This window comes from Streptomyces sp. NTD107 (genome assembly GCF_059510435.1).
Map to the genome: position 1 here is coordinate 114,483 of NZ_JCAJZV010000011.1, position 15,677 is coordinate 130,159.

Below are 15,677 nucleotides of genomic sequence, written 5' to 3' on the forward strand. Positions count from 1 at the left end.
GCGGCGGCGGAGAAGGGCGAGAAGCGAGATGCCCCACATACCCGGCCGCCCCCGGCGAGCCTGCACCGCCATCGGCGGGGCCCTGACCCTGGTACTCGGCTCAACGCCGGGCACGGCCTCCGTACTCCCGCACCACGTGCTGCGCGCCGCCGCCGCCGTGGACGGCTCCTGCGCACCCGCCGAGCACGAAGGGCTCAGCGTCGGCATGCCCACCTCGCCCGGGTTCACCCCCACCACCGGGGACATCACCGCGCTCACCGTCTTCATCGACTTCCCCGGCGCCGAGGCGCGCGGCACCACCCAGCAGCGGTACGCCGAGTTCTTCCCCGCCACCAGCGACTACTTCGCCACCAGCTCCTACGGGCGGCTCAGCTACCGGGCCGAGCCCGTACACCGCTGGCTGCGGATGTCCCAGCCGTTCGAGGAGTACGGCATAGACCGCGGCGCCGGCTGGCACCCGGACGATCCGCAGGGCTACAACCGGCTGCTGAAGGAGATCGTCGCCGCCCTCGACCAGGACGGTCTCGACTTCTCCGGGTACGACCTCGTCAATGTGCTGGCCGCCCCCAACGCCGGGCCGCCCGCCACCGAGAAGGTGCTGTCCGTCTCCTTCCCCGGCCGCCCGCTCGCGGGGACCCCCACCGGGCCGCTCGCCAACGTGAGCTTCATCTGGAGCCGCCAGCCGGGCGAGAGCCCCTACCGGGTCCTGGTGCACGAGAACGGCCACGCCTTCGGCCTCCCCGACCTGTACTGGACCGGCCAGGACACCGCCCCGCTGCTGGCCGGCCACTGGGACGTGATGGAACAGGACTGGGGCCCCACCAACGACTTCCTCGCCTGGCACAAGTGGAAGCTGGGCTGGCTGCTGCCCGACGAGGTGGTGTGCGTCCCCGGCGACGGAAGCACCACCGACTACCTGCTGCGGCCCCTCGCCGACCCCACCCCCGGCGTCAAGCTGCTCGCCCTGCGCACGGGCGCCAGCGAGGCGATCGCCGTCGAGGTACGCACCCGCGGCGAACTCGACCGCGTCGTGTGCCGCCCCGGCGTCCTCGTCTCCCGGGTGGACGCCGCCGTCCCCACCGGCCGCGGCCCGGTCCGGGTGGTGGACGCCACCCCCGGATCCGCCGGCTGCCAGGACCGCCCCGACCCCCAGGTGACCGCCGAGCTGACCGACGCCCCCTTCATCCCCGGCGAGACCTTCACCGACGACGCCGCCCGGATCCGTATCGAGGTCCTGGCCGCCCACCCCGACGGCTCCCACCAGGTACGCGTCACCCGCTGGTGATGACCCGGGGGCACCACCCGGGGTAAGTTCGGCGAGCAGGCGAAACGGGCAAGCGGCGGGCAACCGGCGGACACGGCCAACAGGGGCGGGGCGGTACACGGCATGGGGCGCAAGACGCGCGGCGCGGACGACGTCAGGCGGTGGATCTCCCACCGCCGCAACACCGAACTGCTGCTCATCGCGTTCGCCGTCCTCATATGCGCCGCCGGCCACGCCGGCGCGGGACTCGCCCTCACCGGGTCGATACCGTCCGGCCTCCCCGGGTACGCCGCCCTGCTCGGCGGCACCGCCCTCGCCGCCCATCTGGCGGTACGCCGCTTCGCCCGGCACGCCGACCCGCTGATCCTGCCGGTCACCGTCATGCTCTCCGGGATCGGCCTGATCCTCATGGACCGCCTCGACCACTCCTACGCGCAGCGGTACGGCTCCGACCCGGTCGCCGCCAACCAGGTCATGTGGACCGTCATCGGCGTCGGCCTCCTCATCGGCCTCCTGATCGTGCTGCGCCACCACCGGCTGCTGGCCCGCTACACCTACGTCGGCATGGCGATCTCGCTGCTCCTGCTGATGGCCCCCGCGTTCTTCGGCGCCGACATGTACGGCGCCAAGCGGTGGATCAACCTTGGCCCGCTCTCCGTCCAGCCGGGCGAGTTCGTCAAGGTCATGATCGTGGTGTTCTTCGCCAGCTATCTGATGGCCAACCGCGACGCGCTCGCCCTCGTCGGCCGCCGCTTCCTGGGCCTGGCCCTGCCGCGCGGACGCAACGCGGGACCGGTCCTGCTGGTGTGGGGCGTCTCGCTGGTGGTGCTCTTCTACGAGCGCGACCTGGGCACCTCGCTGATCTTCTTCGGCGTGTTCATCGTGATGCTGTACATCGCCACCGAACGCACCAGCTGGGTGGTGCTGGGCGGGCTGATGGCGATCGGCGGCACCCTGCTGGTGGCCGCCACCCAGCCGCACGTCAAGGGCCGCGTCCAGGCGTGGCTCGACCCGATGGCGATCTATCTGCCGCCCGAGCAGCGCCCGCCGGGGCTGATCTCCGACCAGTCGGCACAGGCCCTGTTCAGCTTCGGCACCGGCGGGCTCACCGGGACCGGTCTGGGGCAGGGGCACCCGGATCTGATCGGGTTCGCGGGGCGCTCCGACTTCATCCTCACCACGGTCGGCGAGGAGCTGGGCCTGGCCGGGGTCACCGCGGTGATCCTCCTGTACGTGCTGCTGATCGAGCGGGCGCTGCGTACCGCCATGTCGGTGACCGACCCGTTCGGGAAGCTGCTGGCGGCCGGGCTCGGCACGGTCATCGCGCTCCAGGTCTTCGTGGTCGCGGGCGGCGTCACCGGGCTGATCCCGCTGACCGGCAAGGCCCTGCCGTTCCTGGCGCAGGGCGGCTCCTCGACGGTGGCGAACTTCCTGCTGGTCGCGCTGCTGATCAGAATCAGCGACAGCGCGGGGAAGGCGTCCACCGAGCCCGCGGGCAACGCGACCATCCTCACCCCCGTGATCCGGGTCGACGACGACCCCGCTTCCCCAGCACCGTCCGCAGTACCGAAGGAGCCCCGCGAACGATGACCACCACCACGAACAGTGCCTCCCTCACCGACGACGCCGGCGCGCTCGCCGGGGACCTCACCCGGCTGCGCCGCAAGCTCCACGCCCTGCCCGAGGTGGGGCTCGACCTGCCCCGTACCCAGGAGGCGGTGCTGACCGCTTTGGACGGCCTGCCGCTGGAGATCACCACCGGGCAGGGGCTCAGCTCGGTCACCGGTGTGCTGCGCGGCGCGCGGCCCGGGCCGACCGTACTGCTGCGCGGTGACATGGACGCGCTGCCGCTGGCCGAGCGCACCGGCTTGGACTTCACCGCCCCGGTGGACCGGATGCACGCCTGCGGGCACGATCTGCACACCACGATGCTGGCGGGCGCCGCCCAGCTGCTGAGTACCCGGCGGGAGCGGCTGGCGGGGAATGTGATCTTCATGTTCCAGCCGGGCGAGGAGGGCTACGACGGCGCCGGGCAGATGCTGGCCGAGGGCGTGCTGGACGCGGCGGGCACCGGGGAGCGCCCGGTGGCCGCGTACGCGCTGCATGTGATGTCGCACAGCTGGCCGGCCGGGGTGTTCACGGCGCGCGGCGGCCCGCAGATGGCGTCGTCCAATGTGCTGAAGGTGACGGTACGGGGCGCGGGTGCGCACGGCAGCTCCCCGCACAAGGGGAAGGACCCGATCCCGCCGGCCGCCGAGATGGTGGGCGCGCTCCAGACCTGGGTCACCCGGACCTTCGACGTGTTCGACCCGGTGGTGCTGACGGTGGGCACCTTCCACGCCGGTACGGCCACCAACATCATCCCGGACACGGCCGAGTTCTCGGCGACGATCCGCTGCTTCTCGGCGGCGAACCTGGAGCGGCTGCGGGCCGGCACGGTGGCGGTGTGCCGGGGGATCGCGGCGGCGTACGGGGTGGAGGTGGAGGCGGACTTCTCCGAGCAGTACCCGGTGACCGTCAACGACCACGCCGAGACGGACTTCGCGGCGCACGCGGTGCGGGAACTGCTGGGGGAGGAGCGGTTCGCGCCGATGGACAATCCGAGCCTGGGTGCGGAGGACTTCTCGCGGGTGATCGACGCGGTGCCCGGGGCGATGGTCTTCGTGGGGGCGACGCCGCTGGGCCGCGACCCGGAGACGGCGCCCAGCAATCACTCGCCGCTGGCGGAGTTCGACGAGTCGGTGCTGCCGGACGGTGCGGCGCTGTACGCGGAGCTGGCGCTGCGGCGGCTGGAGGCGGCGGCCGGGGCGTGAGCATTTTGCCGCTTCTGTAGCGTTTCGCCGTTTTCGGTGGCATGCTGGAACTGGAGCCAAGGACCACCTTGATGGAGTGGAGAAGGTGCACCACATCAAGGGCCCGGAGAGCAGGAAGCCGGGTGGGGGCCCTTGGCTTCAGTGATGTGCGGGCGCGGTCAGGCGCGCGGTACGACCGCCACCGGGCTGTGCGCGTGATGCAGCAGTCCGTGGACGACCGGGCCCACCCGGCCGGGCCCGCGCCCCACCACGACCAGCGCGGCATCGGCCGCCGCCGCCAGCAGCACCGGTGAGGCACTGCCCGCCACCGCCGTCTCGACCACCACCACCTGCGGATGGGCCGCCCGCCAGCGGGCGACGGCCGCCCCCACCGCCGTGTCGTGCTCCTCGCCCGCGTGCACGATCCGCAGCGGCACCCGGCGGCCGGCGGCGGCCGTGAACGCGAACTCCAGCAGCGCGGCGTCCGGCTCCGTCAGCCGTTTCAGCCCCACCACCACCTCGCCGTCGTCGCCCCCGTCGCCGGTGCCCTCGTCCTCGCCACCGTCGCCGGCGCTCTCGTCGCTCGCGTCCGGGGGCGATGCCGAGCGCACCACGACCACCGGGCAGCCGGTGTGCCTGACGATGTGGCCGCTCACCGACCCGAGCAGGAACCCGGACATCGGGCCGAGCCCGCGCGAGCCGAGCGCCAGCAGCTCCGAGTCGTGCGACACGTCCAGCAGCGCCGCCTGCGGGCCGTCCGCCATCGCCTCCAGGGATACGTTCAGCCGCGGGTGCCGGGTCAGCAGCACGTCCTGGACGTCCCGCAGCATCCGCTGCGCCCGCCGCTGCTCTTCGCCGGCCCGGTCCACCAGCGGCTCCATGGGTGACGCCAGCCCCCAGCCGTGCACCAGCCGCAGCCGCAGCCCGCGCCGTACCGCCTCTTCGGCCGCCCAGCGGGCGGCGGCCGAGGACTCCGCCGAGCCGTCCACCCCCGCCGTGACGGGAAGGAGGGTCATGGCACACCTCCGAGGGATGCTTTGTATGCATATCGTCTGATGTGGCCCATTATCCCTCGGATGGGCCGGGCGATGCCTCCCCGATGTGACCCACGGCACAGCGGCGGCCGAAATAACCGGGGATGGCTTCCCCGTTTTGTCTTCCGTATGTCCAAGCGGGGAGCCACTCCCCACTTGAGGGCCCGACGGTCGGACGGCAGGAGAAGGCGGCGGAATGATGAGCGACTGCGCCACGGCGACAGCACGGCCCCGGCTGCGCGCCGACGCCGTACGCAACCGGGAGCGGATCCTGGCCGCCGCGCGCGAGGCGTTCGTCGCGGACGGCAAGGACGCCCCCCTCGACGAAATCGCTCGACAGGCCGGCGTCGGCAATGCCACCCTGTACCGGCACTTCCCGGACCGGGAATCGCTCCTCTACCACGTGGTGCTCTATGTGAACGACCGGATCACCGAGCGCGCACAGCAGGCACTGGAGGAGGAGAGCGACCCCTTCGAGGCGCTGCGCCGGACCGTCCTCGGCTCGGCCGACGAGCGCATCGGCGCGCTCTGTCCCGTCCTCGGCGTCAGCATCGACCCGGACGACCCGGAACTGACCGCCAGCCGCGACCGACTGCTCGATGTCTGCGGAAGGCTGCTGGAACGGGCCCAGGAAGCGGGACAGCTGCGGCATGATGTGGGCCCCGGCGATCTGCTGATCGCCGTCAGCCGGCTCACCCGGCCACTGCCCGGCACCCGCTGCTCCGGCGGCGAACTGCTCGCCCGCCGGCATCTCCAGATCTTCCTGGACGGACTCCGCGCTCCGGCGCGGTCCGAACTCCCAGGGAACGCGGCACAGGTGGAAGACCTCGAAGGCGAGTTCAGCTGACCCACCCCCACCCCGACACACCGGGGCTCGGTGCGCCCCATCGAGTCCCCTTTGTTCAACTTTGCTCAGTTTTTACCAAGAAACTCAACGTGAGGTTACTGCTCCCATGCCACCGGACACCTCTGTGACCCCGGCCCCCGCCCCCGGCGCACTCGATCCGCGCCGCTGGCGCGTCCTCGCCTTCATCGCCATAGCGCAGCTGATGGTCGTCCTCGACGCCACCATCGTGAACATCGCGCTGCCCTCCGCCCAGGAGGACCTCGGCCTGTCGGACGGCAACCGCCAGTGGGTCATCACCGCCTACGCCCTCGCCTTCGGCGGACTGCTGCTCTTCGGCGGCCGGATCGCCGACCTGTGGGGCCGGCGGAACGCCTTCATCACCGGCCTGACCGGCTTCGCGCTGGCCTCCGCACTCGGCGGCGCGGCCCAGAACGCCGGACTGCTGTTCGCCTCCCGCGCCCTCCAGGGCGTCTTCGCCGCACTGCTGGCCCCGGCCGCGCTGTCCCTGCTCACGGTGATGTTCACCGAGGCCAAGGAGCGTGCCAAGGCGTTCGGCATCTTCGGCGCCATCGCCGGCGCCGGCGGCGCGGTCGGCCTGCTGCTGGGCGGGGTGCTCACCGAGTACCTCGACTGGCGCTGGACCTTCTACGTCAACATCCCGTTCGCCATCGTCGCCATCGTCGGCGCGGTCTCCTTCATCAAGGAGCCGGAAGGGGCGCGCAACCGCTCCCCGCTCGACCTGCCCGGCGTGCTCCTGGCCACCACCGGCCTGGTCGCCCTCGTGTACGGCTTCAGCCGCGCCGAGGAATCCGGCTGGGGCGACGCCATGACCGTCGGCATGTTCGTCGCGGCGGCCGTCCTGCTCGCCTCGTTCGTGGCCGTCGAGGCCCGGGTGGCGCACCCGCTGCTGCCGCTGCGGGTGGTCCTGGACCGCAACCGGGGCGGCGCGTACGCGGCCACCGGCATCGCGGTGATCGGGATGTTCGGCCTGTTCCTGTTCCTCACCTTCTACATGCAGCTGATCCAGGGCTACTCACCGGTGATCACCGGCGTCGCCTTCCTGCCGATGGTGGCGGGCATGATCACCGGCTCGACGCAGATCGCCACCCGGCTGATGCTGCGGGTGCCGCCGCGCCGGCTGATGGTGCCCGGCTACCTGACCGCGGCCGTCGGCATGCTGATGCTGACCCAGATCGGGATGGACACCTCGTACCCGCTGCTGATCCTGCCCGCCATGGTGCTGATCGGCCTCGGCCTGGGCACCGCGATGATGCCGGCGATGCAGCTGGCCACCGGTGGGGTGCAGCCGGCCGACGCCGGGATCGCCTCCGCCATGGTCAACACCTCGCAGCAGGTCGGCGGCGCCATCGGCACGGCGCTGCTGAACACCATCGCCGCCTCCGCCACGACCACGTACATCGCGGCGCGGACGCAGGTGGGGATGAGCGACCAGGCGCAGGGGCTGCTGGCGCTGGAGGGCCAGGTGCACGGCTTCGCCCGGGGCATCTGGTGGGCGTTCGGCATCCTGCTGCTGGCGGCGGCGATCGCGGCCGTGCTGATCAACGGAAAGGGCGCGGCGGCGGCGCGCGGCCAGGAGGCCGGCGCCGGTGACGGCCGGGAGGGGGAGCCGGTGCCGGTGCTCGCGCACTGATCCCTGCCTGCTCCCGGGCGAGGGCCCCCGCAGCCGATACCGGCTGCGGGGGCCCATCCGTTTCCGGATGTGTTTACTTTCCGGCAGTACGGACGTAACGTGGCGGCGAAACCACATGTTCGGGCGTAGAACGGACGCAAACAAAGATGTATGCACCGGAGAGGCAGCAGGCCATCCTCCGCCTGGCCCGCGAACGCGGCCGGGTCGAGGTCCTCGCACTCGCCGACGAATTCCAGGTCACGGCCGAAACCATCCGCCGCGACCTCAACGCGCTCGGCCGCGCCGGACTCCTGCGCCGCGTGCACGGCGGCGCCATCCCCGTCGGCCGCCTCGACTTCGAACCCGACCTCACCGAACGCGAGACCACCGCCGTCGGCGAGAAGGAACGCATCGCCGCCGCCGCCCTCCAGCACCTCCCGCAGGACGGCAGCGTCATCCTGGACGCCGGCACCACCACCGCCGCCCTCGCCGCCGCCCTCCCCCTGGACGCCGCGCTCACCGTCGTCACCCACGCACTGCCACTCGCCGCCCGCCTCGCCGACCACCCCGGCATCGAACTGCACATCGCCGGCGGCCGGGTCCGCCACCGCACCCGCGCCGCCGTCGACGCCTGGGCCCTGCGCGCCTACAGCGAGATCACCGCCGACGTCCTCTTCCTCGCCACCAACGGCTTCGGCACCGAAACCGGGCTCACCACCGTCGACCTCGCCGAGGCCGCCGTCAAACGCGCCCAGATCGCCGCCGCCCGCCGCGTCATCCTGCTCGCCGACTCCCGCAAATACGGCGAAGAGCATTTCGCCCGGTTTGGCACCCTGGAACAGGTCGACCTGCTCATCACCGACACCGACCTGAGCGCGGACGCCGTGCACGCCATCGAAGAGAAAGGCCCCGAGGTGATCCGCGCATGATCCTCACCATCACCCCCAACCCCAGCCTCGACCGCACCTACGAGATCCCCGCACTGGAGCGCGGCGCCGTCCTGCGCGCCGGCACCGACCGCGTCGACCCCGGCGGCAAAGGCGTCAACGTCTCCCGCGCCGTCGCGGCGGCCGGCGTACGTACCACCGCCGTCCTGCCCCTCGGCGGCGCCGAGGGCGCCCTCCTCACCGAACTGCTCACCGGCCTCGGCGTCGAGGTCATCGGCGTACCCGTGGCAGGCAACACCCGCGTCAACGTCTCCATCGCCGAACCCGACGGCACCCTCACCAAACTCAACGCCGCCGGGCCCCGGCTCAGCGCGGAAGAGACCGAGACCCTCCTGGAGACCGCCAGGGAACGCGCGGCGGCGGCCGAATGGACCGTGTGCTGCGGCAGCCTGCCCGGCGGCGTCAGCACCGACTGGTACGCCGAACTCGTCGCCCGCACCCACCGCGCCGGCGCCCGCATCGCCCTCGACACCTCGGGCCCCGCACTCCTGGCCGCACTGCGCGAACGCCCCGACGTCATCAAACCGAACGCCGAAGAACTCGCCGAAGCCGTCGGGCACGCCATCGGCACCATCGGCGACGCCGTCAAAGCCGCCGAGGAACTCCGCACCGCCGGCGCCCGCGCCGTCCTCGCCAGCCTCGGCGCCACCGGACAACTGCTCGTCGACGAACACGGCGTCCACTTCGGCAGCGCGCGGGTCGCGGGGGTCCGCAGCGACGTCGGCGCCGGAGACGCCTCCCTGGCCGGCTTCCTCACCGCCGGCGGCAGCGGCCCGGCCGCCCTCGCCGCCGCACTCGCCCACGGCGCCGCCGCCGTACAACTCCCGGGGTCCGTCATGCCCACCCCGCACGACCTGCGCCCCGAGACGGTGACCGTCACCACCGACGTACCGCTTGACCGCCCCCTCGATGGAGCCACGAGATGAACACTCCCCTGATCACCGCTGATTTGGTGGACCTCGACCTGACCGCCGCGACCAAGGACGACGCCGCCCGGGCCCTGGCCCGGCGCATGGTCGCCGCCGGACGGGTCACCGACCTCGACGGCTTCCTCGCGGACGTCGCCGCCCGCGAGGCCCAGATGCCGACCGGCCTGGAGGGCGGCATCGGCATACCCCACTGCCGCAGCGAACACGTCACCGAACCCACCCTCGCCTTCGGACGCAGCACCGACGGCATCGACTTCGGCGCGGCGGACGGACCGGCCACGCTCATCTTCCTGATCGCCGCCCCGGCCGGCGCCGACCAGGACCACCTCAGCATCCTGTCCACCCTGGCCCGCGAACTGATGCGCGCCGAGTTCACGGACGCGCTGCGCGCCGAAACCTCCGCCGAGCGGGCCGCGGCCCTGATCCGCGGCGAGGACCCGGCACCGCAGGCACCGCCGGCCACGCCGGCCACGCCGACCACGCCGGCCACACCGGCCACACCGGAACCCGCCGACGACACGCCGGACGCCGGCGAACCGGCCCCGTTCCGGATCGTCGCCGTCACCTCCTGCCCCACCGGCATCGCCCACACCTACATGGCCGCCGAATCCCTCGACCGCGCCGCCCAGGCGGAGGGCGTGGAGATCAGCGTCGAAACGCAGGGCTCGGCCGGCTTCGAACGCCTCGACCCCGCCGTCATCGCCGCCGCCGACGCGGTGATCTTCGCGCACGACGTCGAAGTACGGGAACGCGACCGGTTCGCCGGCAAACCCACCGTCGACGTCGGCGTCAAGGCCGGCATCAACCGCCCCGCCGAACTCATCGCCGAGGCCAGACGCCGTGCGGCCGAAACCCCGGCCGGCACCGCCGCGGCCCCCATGGACCGGGCGAGCGACCCCGCCGAGAGCGGCGACGGCTACGCAACCCGGCTGCGCAAGTGGCTGATGACCGGCGTCAGCTACATGGTGCCGTTCGTCGCCGCCGGCGGCCTCATGATCGCCCTCGGCTTCGCGCTCGGCGGCTACGAGATCGCCGGCGCCCCGTCCGTAGCCGACCACTTCGTGTGGACCGAGGCACACAGCTGGGCCGCACTGCTCTTCCAGATCGGCGGCGCCGCGTTCGGCTTCCTCATCCCGGTCCTCGCCGGCTACATCGCGTACGGCATGGCCGACCGGCCAGGACTCGTCCCCGGCTTCGTCGGCGGCGCCATCGCCGTCACCATCGACGCCGGGTTCCTCGGCGGCCTCGCGGCCGGCCTCATCGCCGGTGCGGTGGTGATGGCGATCCAGCGGGTGAACGTGCCCGCGCCACTGCGCGGCATCATGCCGGTGGTCGTCATCCCGCTGCTCTCCTCGGCCGTCGTCGGCTTCCTGATGTTCATCGTCATCGGCAAGCCCATCGCCTCCGCCCAGTCCGGCCTCACCAACTGGCTGGAAGGGCTCAGCGGCAGCAACGCCATCCTGCTGGGCGTGCTGCTCGGCCTGATGATGTGCTTCGACCTCGGCGGGCCGGTCAACAAGGTGGCGTACGCGTTCGCCACCGGCGGCATCGCCGTCGCCGACCCCAGCGAGACCAGCCTCAAGATCATGGCCACCGTGATGGCGGCCGGCATGGTCCCGCCGCTGGCGATGGCGCTGGCCACGACGGTGCGCGGCAAGCTGTTCACCAAGACGGAGAAGGAGAACGGCAAGGCGGCGTGGGTGCTTGGCGCGTCCTTCATCAGCGAGGGCGCGATCCCGTTCGCCGCGGCCGACCCGCTGCGGGTCATCCCGTCCGCGATGGCGGGCGGGGCGGTCACCGGGGCGCTGACCATGGCGTTCGACAACACGCTGCGGGCGCCGCACGGCGGGGTGTTCGTCGTACCGCTGATCGGCAGCCCGTTCCTGTACCTGATCGCGATCGCGGCGGGCACGGCGGTGAGCGCGGGTCTGGTGATCGTGCTCAAGAGCGCCCACGCCAGGAAGACAGCGGGGGAGCGGGCGACGGCGCCGGAGACCACCGCCACCGCGCTGACCACCACGACGGCGGCCTGAGGTCGCGGCCCGGCTGCTCAGCCGGAGTGGCTGAGCAGCCGGGGGTACGGGTCGCTGTCGGGGACACGGCGGCGTTCAGGACGGTTTCGGTCGGCCTGAGGTCAAGCGGGGCGACCGATGATGCGTCGCACCAGCTCCGGAACCCATTCGACGTACTCGACCTCCGCCCCGTCCGCGTGCCGCGCGTACAGGAAGCGGCCGGTGGGGGCCGGGGCGACCGCCGTGGTGATGTCCGCACCCGCCTCGGCGAGCGCGACCATCACGGCATCGAGGTCGTCGACCACCACGGTGGCGGAGGCGTGCGCGTACTTCGCCCGCTCCTGCGGCGGCCCGGCGATCACCAGGAGGTCGCCGATGGCGGCCAGCTCGACGGACTCGAAGCCGACCCGCAGATCGGGGGTGGCGCCGGTCAGCCGCTCCAGGAGGGGGAGGGCCTGATCGAGACTGTCGGACCACAGCCGGGCGTACGTCTTCAGGATGGCCATGTGCGGGTGCTCCGTGGGTGGTGAGGGTTTCCGTTCGTTCCTCGGTAACTTTAGGGAAGTATCCTCTGACCTGGAAGAACGCACTTCTCCGTGAGAAGGTCACCCGATGGAAACCACCTCCGGTGCTGCTGCCGACGGCCCCGATCCCGTACCCGCCCTGGCGCGGGAGATCTTTACCGGCGTGGCCGGTAAATGGGCGCTGCTGATCCTCGAAAAGCTGGCGGACCGGACCCTGCGGTTCAGCGAGCTGAAACGGAATGTCCCGGACATCAGCCACAAGATGCTGGCGCAGACGCTGCGCGCGCTGGAGCGCGACGCGGTGGTGCGGCGGACCGTGCACCCGACGGCGCCGCCGAGCGTCGAGTACCGGCTCACCGAGGCGGGGCGCGAGCTGCGCGAGACGGTGTTCGGCCTGTGCGCGTGGACCCGCCGGCACCGTGGGGAGATCGAGGCGGCGCGGCGCCGCTTCGAGTGACGCGGTGATCAGGGGCGGGTGGTCGCCGCCGCCGCTCGTACCGTGTGCTGGAGCAGGAGCGCAGTGGTCACCGGGCCGACGCCGCCCGGTACGGGGGTGAGGGCCGCAGCCTTGCCGGAGACGGAGGCGGCGTCCACATCGCCGGTGAGCCCGCCGTCGGGGGTGGGGTTGGTGCCCACGTCGATGAGGATGGCGCCGGTACGGATGTGGCCGGCGGTGATCAGCCCGGGGCGGCCGGCGGCGGCCACCACGATGTCGGCGGTGGCGGTGAGCGCGGCGAGACCCTTCGTACGGGAGTGGGCGACGGTGACGGTCGCGTCCCGGTCGAGGAGAAGGTGGGCGGCCGGCTTGCCGACCACGGTGGAGCGTCCGACGACAACGACATGACGTCCCGCGACGTCGATGCCGTGCGCGTCGAGGACCGACACGACCGCTTCGGCGGTGGCCGGGGCGAAGGCGGGCAGCCCGGCGGCGAGCCTGCCGAGGGAGAGCGGGTTGGCGCCGTCCACGTCCTTGGCGACGGCGATGGCGCCGGCCAGCTCCTGGGCGTTGGCGCCGGGTGGCAGCGGGGTCTGGAGGATGATGCCGTGCACGGCGGGGTCGGCGCTGAGCTCGGTGAGGGTGGTACGGAGGGCGGCGGGGTTGGCGTCCGGACCCAGGTCGGCGATGTGGCAGTGGATGCCGGCCTTCTCGGCGGCCTTGGCGATGGACCGCACGTACCAGGCGCTGGACTCGTCCGCGGTGGCGGTGACGACGGCGAGACGGGGCGGCGTACCGTCCTCGGCGAGGCGGGCGGCCTCCGCCGTGGTCCGTTCGCGGAGGCGGGCGGCGTGCTCGCGGCCGGACAGGGGCGCGGTGTCGGTCACGGGGCGATCTCCTCGCGGACGGCTTCGGTGATACGGGCGGCACGGGCGGCGATGTCATCGACAGCGCCGATCACGGCGGCCAACTCGGCGCGCAGGGCGTCGTCCTTGACGCCGCCGAGATTGATCTCGACATTGACCCGCGCGGTAGTGGCGGCGGCCCGGGCGGCCTCGGTGGCGGCGGCGACGTCGGTGATGACGTTCCGATTACCGATGGGCAGCAACTCACCGGCGAGCTCGACGGCGGCCCGGGCCAGGCCGATCACCTCGGCCGGCGGACGGGCGGCACCGGCCAGCGCCCGCGCGATCGCGGCGGAGCGCTCGGCCTTGGCGGCATCGGTGTCCTTGGGAAGGCGATAGGCATCGGTCACGGCGGTGAACGCGGCAGCATCCTCCTCACCGAGCCGGACGGCGGCGGCCCGCAGCGTATCCGCCTCACCGATGATCCGCTCGACGGCATCACGGTGGTCCGCGTACTTCGCCCCGGTGGAATAACGCCCCACCATCCCCAGCAACGCACCCGCCTGAGCGACATGCAACGCAGCAGCAGCCCCTCCACCGGGCGCGGGCACCCGGTCGGCAAGCTGAGACAGGTACTCGGAGACCGTCTGATCACGCACGCAACATCCCGAAGTCAACCGCCAAAAACCCGACCCCCAAACCCTACGAGACCCCCACCCCCCACCCAACCACCCCACGGCGAACCCGCCGCCCTTGCACGGGAATCAGCGGCTCACTCGCGTGCATGTAGGCCCCGTCCGTGGAGCAGCGCGGCGTGCGCGGGGATTGGGCCGCAGCGGTCCCGGTGAGCCCGCACCAGCGGGGAACAGCCCCGCATGCGCGGGGGGCAGCCACGCCTCCAGCGGGCGGACGGTGGCGCCGAGGGAACAGCCCCGCATGCGCGGGGGCAGAGGGGGTGGCCTGGGGTTTTAGTTGGAGGGGGTGGGGTTTTTACTTAGTTGTGGAGAGTCGGGCTTAGGGGACATTTGGTTCGCCGGTTTCTGGTCTTGGCGATCAACGGGATTGGGTTGGGGATCAGTTGTCTCAAGAGTTCTTCGGCTGACGGTCATTCTCGCAGCATCTCGGACGTGGGGCGGCGGGAGCTGGGGTGGCATGTGTGGGGGTTCCGAGGGGCTGGTGGGTGGTCAGGTTTCGTACAGCTCGCGGTAGGAGGGGAAGCGGCCGCCGGGGGTGTCGGTGCCTTCTGCTGCGCGGATGCCCTTGACGATGGCGCGGGTCAGGACGTCGGCGCCGGCGGTGAGCAGGTCGCTGAGCAGCAGGGCGGCTTCCATCGGGTGTGGGTGTGGGTGTGGGTGGGAGTGGGTGAGGGGGCGGGTGGCGGTGGCGAGGGTGAAGATCGTGTCGCCGTCGGTCATGAGGTGGGCGGGGCGGATGGCGCGGGCGAGGCCGTCGTGTGCGGAGCCGGCGAGTTTCTGGGCCTGGGCGGGGGAGAGGACGGCGTCGGTGGCGATGACGGCGAGGGTGGTGTTCAGCGGGGGGCGGTTGGCGGTGGGGGAGCGGCGGGCGTTGGCGCGCTGGGCGTCGGCCAGCAGGCGGCGGGCCCGGGCGTGCCGGTCGGGGGTGGGTGGCGGGAGGGCGGGGTCGTCGCCGTAGAACGCTCCGGTGTCGGGGTCGATCGGCGAACCGGCGGCGTTGACGGCGGCGAGTGCGGCGACGGTGATGCCGTTGGGCAGTACCGCGCTGGCGGTGCCGATGCCGCCTTTGAGTTTCGGCGGCCCTTCGGGGGACCCACCCCCCTCCCCCTCCCACCGTTCTTGTCCTGCGCCGGTGGTGGCTCCGGTGCCCGCGCCGATGGTGCCCATGGCGACGGGCGTGCCGGGGCCGGTGTCGTGGGCGGCGGCGTCCTGGACCGCGGCGCGGCCCAGGGCCGCGTCCGGGCGGGCGCGCCAGTCGCCGCCCCGGCCCAGGTCGAACAGCACCGCCGCCGGCACGATCGGCACAACCTGGCCGGCCTCCGGGCCGATCCGGAACCCCCGGCCCTGTTCCTCCAGCCAGCCGACGACGCCCGACGCCGAGTCGAGCCCGAAGGCGCTGCCGCCGGTCAGGACGATGGCGTCCACCCGTTCCACGAGATTGCGCGGGTCCAGCACATCGGTCTCCCGGGTGCCGGGGCCGCCGCCGCGGACATCGACCGCGGCGACCGCCCCGCCCTCCGGGGCAAGCACCACCGTCACCCCCGTCAGCCGGCCGTCCCCGATCCGCTGGGCATGACCGACCCGGATACCGGGTACGTCTGTCAGCGCGTCGGCAGGACCCGGAACCCAACCCAGATAACTCATATGATCAGGGCTATCACGCCTTGCGATGGGTGGGCCAGGCGTACAGCGCACGTTTATCCGACGTCAATCGCCTCCCTT

14 protein-coding genes are annotated in these 15,677 nt (G+C 72.4%); 9 read left to right on the top strand and 5 right to left on the bottom strand.

Annotation, left to right across the window (positions count from 1 at the left end):
- Positions 1 to 28 precede the first annotated feature (28 nt).
- From AC5WRL_RS21395 to AC5WRL_RS21405, 3 genes are all read left to right on the top strand, one after another.
- The gene (locus AC5WRL_RS21395) at positions 29 to 1,285 is read left to right on the top strand and encodes a M6 family metalloprotease domain-containing protein (RefSeq protein WP_496090231.1); all 1,257 of its coding nucleotides are present in this window, start codon (positions 29 to 31) and stop codon (positions 1,283 to 1,285) included.
- A gap of 102 nt (positions 1,286 to 1,387) precedes the next feature.
- Positions 1,388 to 2,854 (top strand): FtsW/RodA/SpoVE family cell cycle protein, encoded by a 1,467-nt coding sequence (locus tag AC5WRL_RS21400; RefSeq protein ID WP_496090232.1) that lies wholly within the window; start codon positions 1,388 to 1,390, stop codon positions 2,852 to 2,854.
- Positions 2,851 to 4,077: a M20 metallopeptidase family protein gene (locus AC5WRL_RS21405; RefSeq protein ID WP_496090233.1), complete on the top strand. Its 1,227-nt coding sequence runs from the start codon at positions 2,851 to 2,853 to the stop codon at positions 4,075 to 4,077. The genes AC5WRL_RS21400 and AC5WRL_RS21405 overlap by 4 nt, the downstream gene beginning before the upstream one ends.
- Before the next feature lie 158 nt (positions 4,078 to 4,235).
- On the opposite strand, the gene AC5WRL_RS21410 is transcribed toward AC5WRL_RS21405, so the two are convergent.
- Positions 4,236 to 5,072 (bottom strand): universal stress protein, encoded by an 837-nt coding sequence (locus AC5WRL_RS21410; protein WP_496090234.1) that lies wholly within the window; start codon positions 5,070 to 5,072, stop codon positions 4,236 to 4,238.
- Positions 5,073 to 5,289: 217 nt separating this feature from the next.
- Here AC5WRL_RS21410 and AC5WRL_RS21415 point away from each other — a divergent pair, with 217 nt between their 5' ends.
- From AC5WRL_RS21415 to AC5WRL_RS21435, 5 genes are all read left to right on the top strand, one after another.
- Entirely contained in the window at positions 5,290 to 5,937 is a 648-nt protein-coding gene (locus AC5WRL_RS21415; RefSeq protein ID WP_496090298.1) for a TetR/AcrR family transcriptional regulator, read from the top strand.
- A gap of 106 nt (positions 5,938 to 6,043) precedes the next feature.
- The gene (locus tag AC5WRL_RS21420) at positions 6,044 to 7,588 is read left to right on the top strand and encodes an MFS transporter (protein ID WP_496090235.1); all 1,545 of its coding nucleotides are present in this window, start codon (positions 6,044 to 6,046) and stop codon (positions 7,586 to 7,588) included.
- 146 nt (positions 7,589 to 7,734) lie between these two features.
- Complete coding sequence (locus tag AC5WRL_RS21425) at positions 7,735 to 8,496, top strand: DeoR/GlpR family DNA-binding transcription regulator (protein WP_496090236.1); 762 nt, start codon at positions 7,735 to 7,737, stop codon at positions 8,494 to 8,496.
- On the top strand, positions 8,493 to 9,440 hold the full coding sequence (gene pfkB / locus AC5WRL_RS21430; protein WP_496090237.1) for a 1-phosphofructokinase: 948 nt from the start codon (positions 8,493 to 8,495) through the stop codon (positions 9,438 to 9,440). Before AC5WRL_RS21425 ends, pfkB begins: the two co-directional genes overlap by 4 nt.
- Positions 9,437 to 11,476 (top strand): PTS fructose transporter subunit IIABC, encoded by a 2,040-nt coding sequence (locus AC5WRL_RS21435; RefSeq protein WP_496090238.1) that lies wholly within the window; start codon positions 9,437 to 9,439, stop codon positions 11,474 to 11,476. Before pfkB ends, AC5WRL_RS21435 begins: the two co-directional genes overlap by 4 nt.
- A gap of 101 nt (positions 11,477 to 11,577) precedes the next feature.
- Here the strand turns inward: AC5WRL_RS21435 and AC5WRL_RS21440 are convergent, their stop codons facing one another.
- The gene (locus AC5WRL_RS21440) at positions 11,578 to 11,961 is read right to left on the bottom strand and encodes a VOC family protein (protein WP_496090239.1); all 384 of its coding nucleotides are present in this window, start codon (positions 11,959 to 11,961) and stop codon (positions 11,578 to 11,580) included.
- A gap of 106 nt (positions 11,962 to 12,067) precedes the next feature.
- Here AC5WRL_RS21440 and AC5WRL_RS21445 point away from each other — a divergent pair, with 106 nt between their 5' ends.
- A complete protein-coding gene (locus AC5WRL_RS21445; RefSeq protein WP_496090240.1) occupies positions 12,068 to 12,436 on the top strand; it encodes a winged helix-turn-helix transcriptional regulator in 369 nt (122 codons plus the stop codon).
- Positions 12,437 to 12,444: 8 nt separating this feature from the next.
- Here AC5WRL_RS21445 and AC5WRL_RS21450 read toward each other — a convergent pair whose 3' ends face one another.
- The 3 genes from AC5WRL_RS21450 to AC5WRL_RS21460 form a co-directional block, all read right to left on the bottom strand.
- Positions 12,445 to 13,302 carry a bifunctional 5,10-methylenetetrahydrofolate dehydrogenase/5,10-methenyltetrahydrofolate cyclohydrolase gene (locus AC5WRL_RS21450; protein ID WP_496090241.1) on the bottom strand — a complete coding sequence of 286 codons (858 nt, stop codon included), beginning with the start codon at positions 13,300 to 13,302 and terminating at the stop codon, positions 12,445 to 12,447.
- The gene (locus AC5WRL_RS21455; protein ID WP_496090242.1) at positions 13,299 to 13,919 is read right to left on the bottom strand and encodes a cyclodeaminase/cyclohydrolase family protein; all 621 of its coding nucleotides are present in this window, start codon (positions 13,917 to 13,919) and stop codon (positions 13,299 to 13,301) included. The genes AC5WRL_RS21450 and AC5WRL_RS21455 overlap by 4 nt, the downstream gene beginning before the upstream one ends.
- Before the next feature lie 525 nt (positions 13,920 to 14,444).
- Positions 14,445 to 15,599: a P1 family peptidase gene (locus tag AC5WRL_RS21460; protein ID WP_496090243.1), complete on the bottom strand. Its 1,155-nt coding sequence runs from the start codon at positions 15,597 to 15,599 to the stop codon at positions 14,445 to 14,447.
- Positions 15,600 to 15,677: the final 78 nt, after the last annotated feature.

Excerpts from the sequence above, each read along its gene's own strand:
- AC5WRL_RS21395 (WP_496090231.1), top strand. The coding sequence starts at position 29 with ATGCCCCACATACCCGGCCGCCCCCGGCGAGCCTGCACCGCCATCGGC.
- AC5WRL_RS21400 (WP_496090232.1), top strand. The coding sequence starts at position 1,388 with ATGGGGCGCAAGACGCGCGGCGCGGACGACGTCAGGCGGTGGATCTCC.
- AC5WRL_RS21405 (WP_496090233.1), top strand. The coding sequence starts at position 2,851 with ATGACCACCACCACGAACAGTGCCTCCCTCACCGACGACGCCGGCGCG.
- AC5WRL_RS21410 (WP_496090234.1), bottom strand. The coding sequence starts at position 5,072 with ATGACCCTCCTTCCCGTCACGGCGGGGGTGGACGGCTCGGCGGAGTCC.
- AC5WRL_RS21415 (WP_496090298.1), top strand. The coding sequence starts at position 5,290 with ATGAGCGACTGCGCCACGGCGACAGCACGGCCCCGGCTGCGCGCCGAC.
- AC5WRL_RS21420 (WP_496090235.1), top strand. The coding sequence starts at position 6,044 with ATGCCACCGGACACCTCTGTGACCCCGGCCCCCGCCCCCGGCGCACTC.
- AC5WRL_RS21425 (WP_496090236.1), top strand. The coding sequence starts at position 7,735 with ATGTATGCACCGGAGAGGCAGCAGGCCATCCTCCGCCTGGCCCGCGAA.
- pfkB (WP_496090237.1), top strand. The coding sequence starts at position 8,493 with ATGATCCTCACCATCACCCCCAACCCCAGCCTCGACCGCACCTACGAG.
- AC5WRL_RS21435 (WP_496090238.1), top strand. The coding sequence starts at position 9,437 with ATGAACACTCCCCTGATCACCGCTGATTTGGTGGACCTCGACCTGACC.
- AC5WRL_RS21440 (WP_496090239.1), bottom strand. The coding sequence starts at position 11,961 with ATGGCCATCCTGAAGACGTACGCCCGGCTGTGGTCCGACAGTCTCGAT.
- AC5WRL_RS21445 (WP_496090240.1), top strand. The coding sequence starts at position 12,068 with ATGGAAACCACCTCCGGTGCTGCTGCCGACGGCCCCGATCCCGTACCC.
- AC5WRL_RS21460 (WP_496090243.1), bottom strand. The coding sequence starts at position 15,599 with ATGAGTTATCTGGGTTGGGTTCCGGGTCCTGCCGACGCGCTGACAGAC.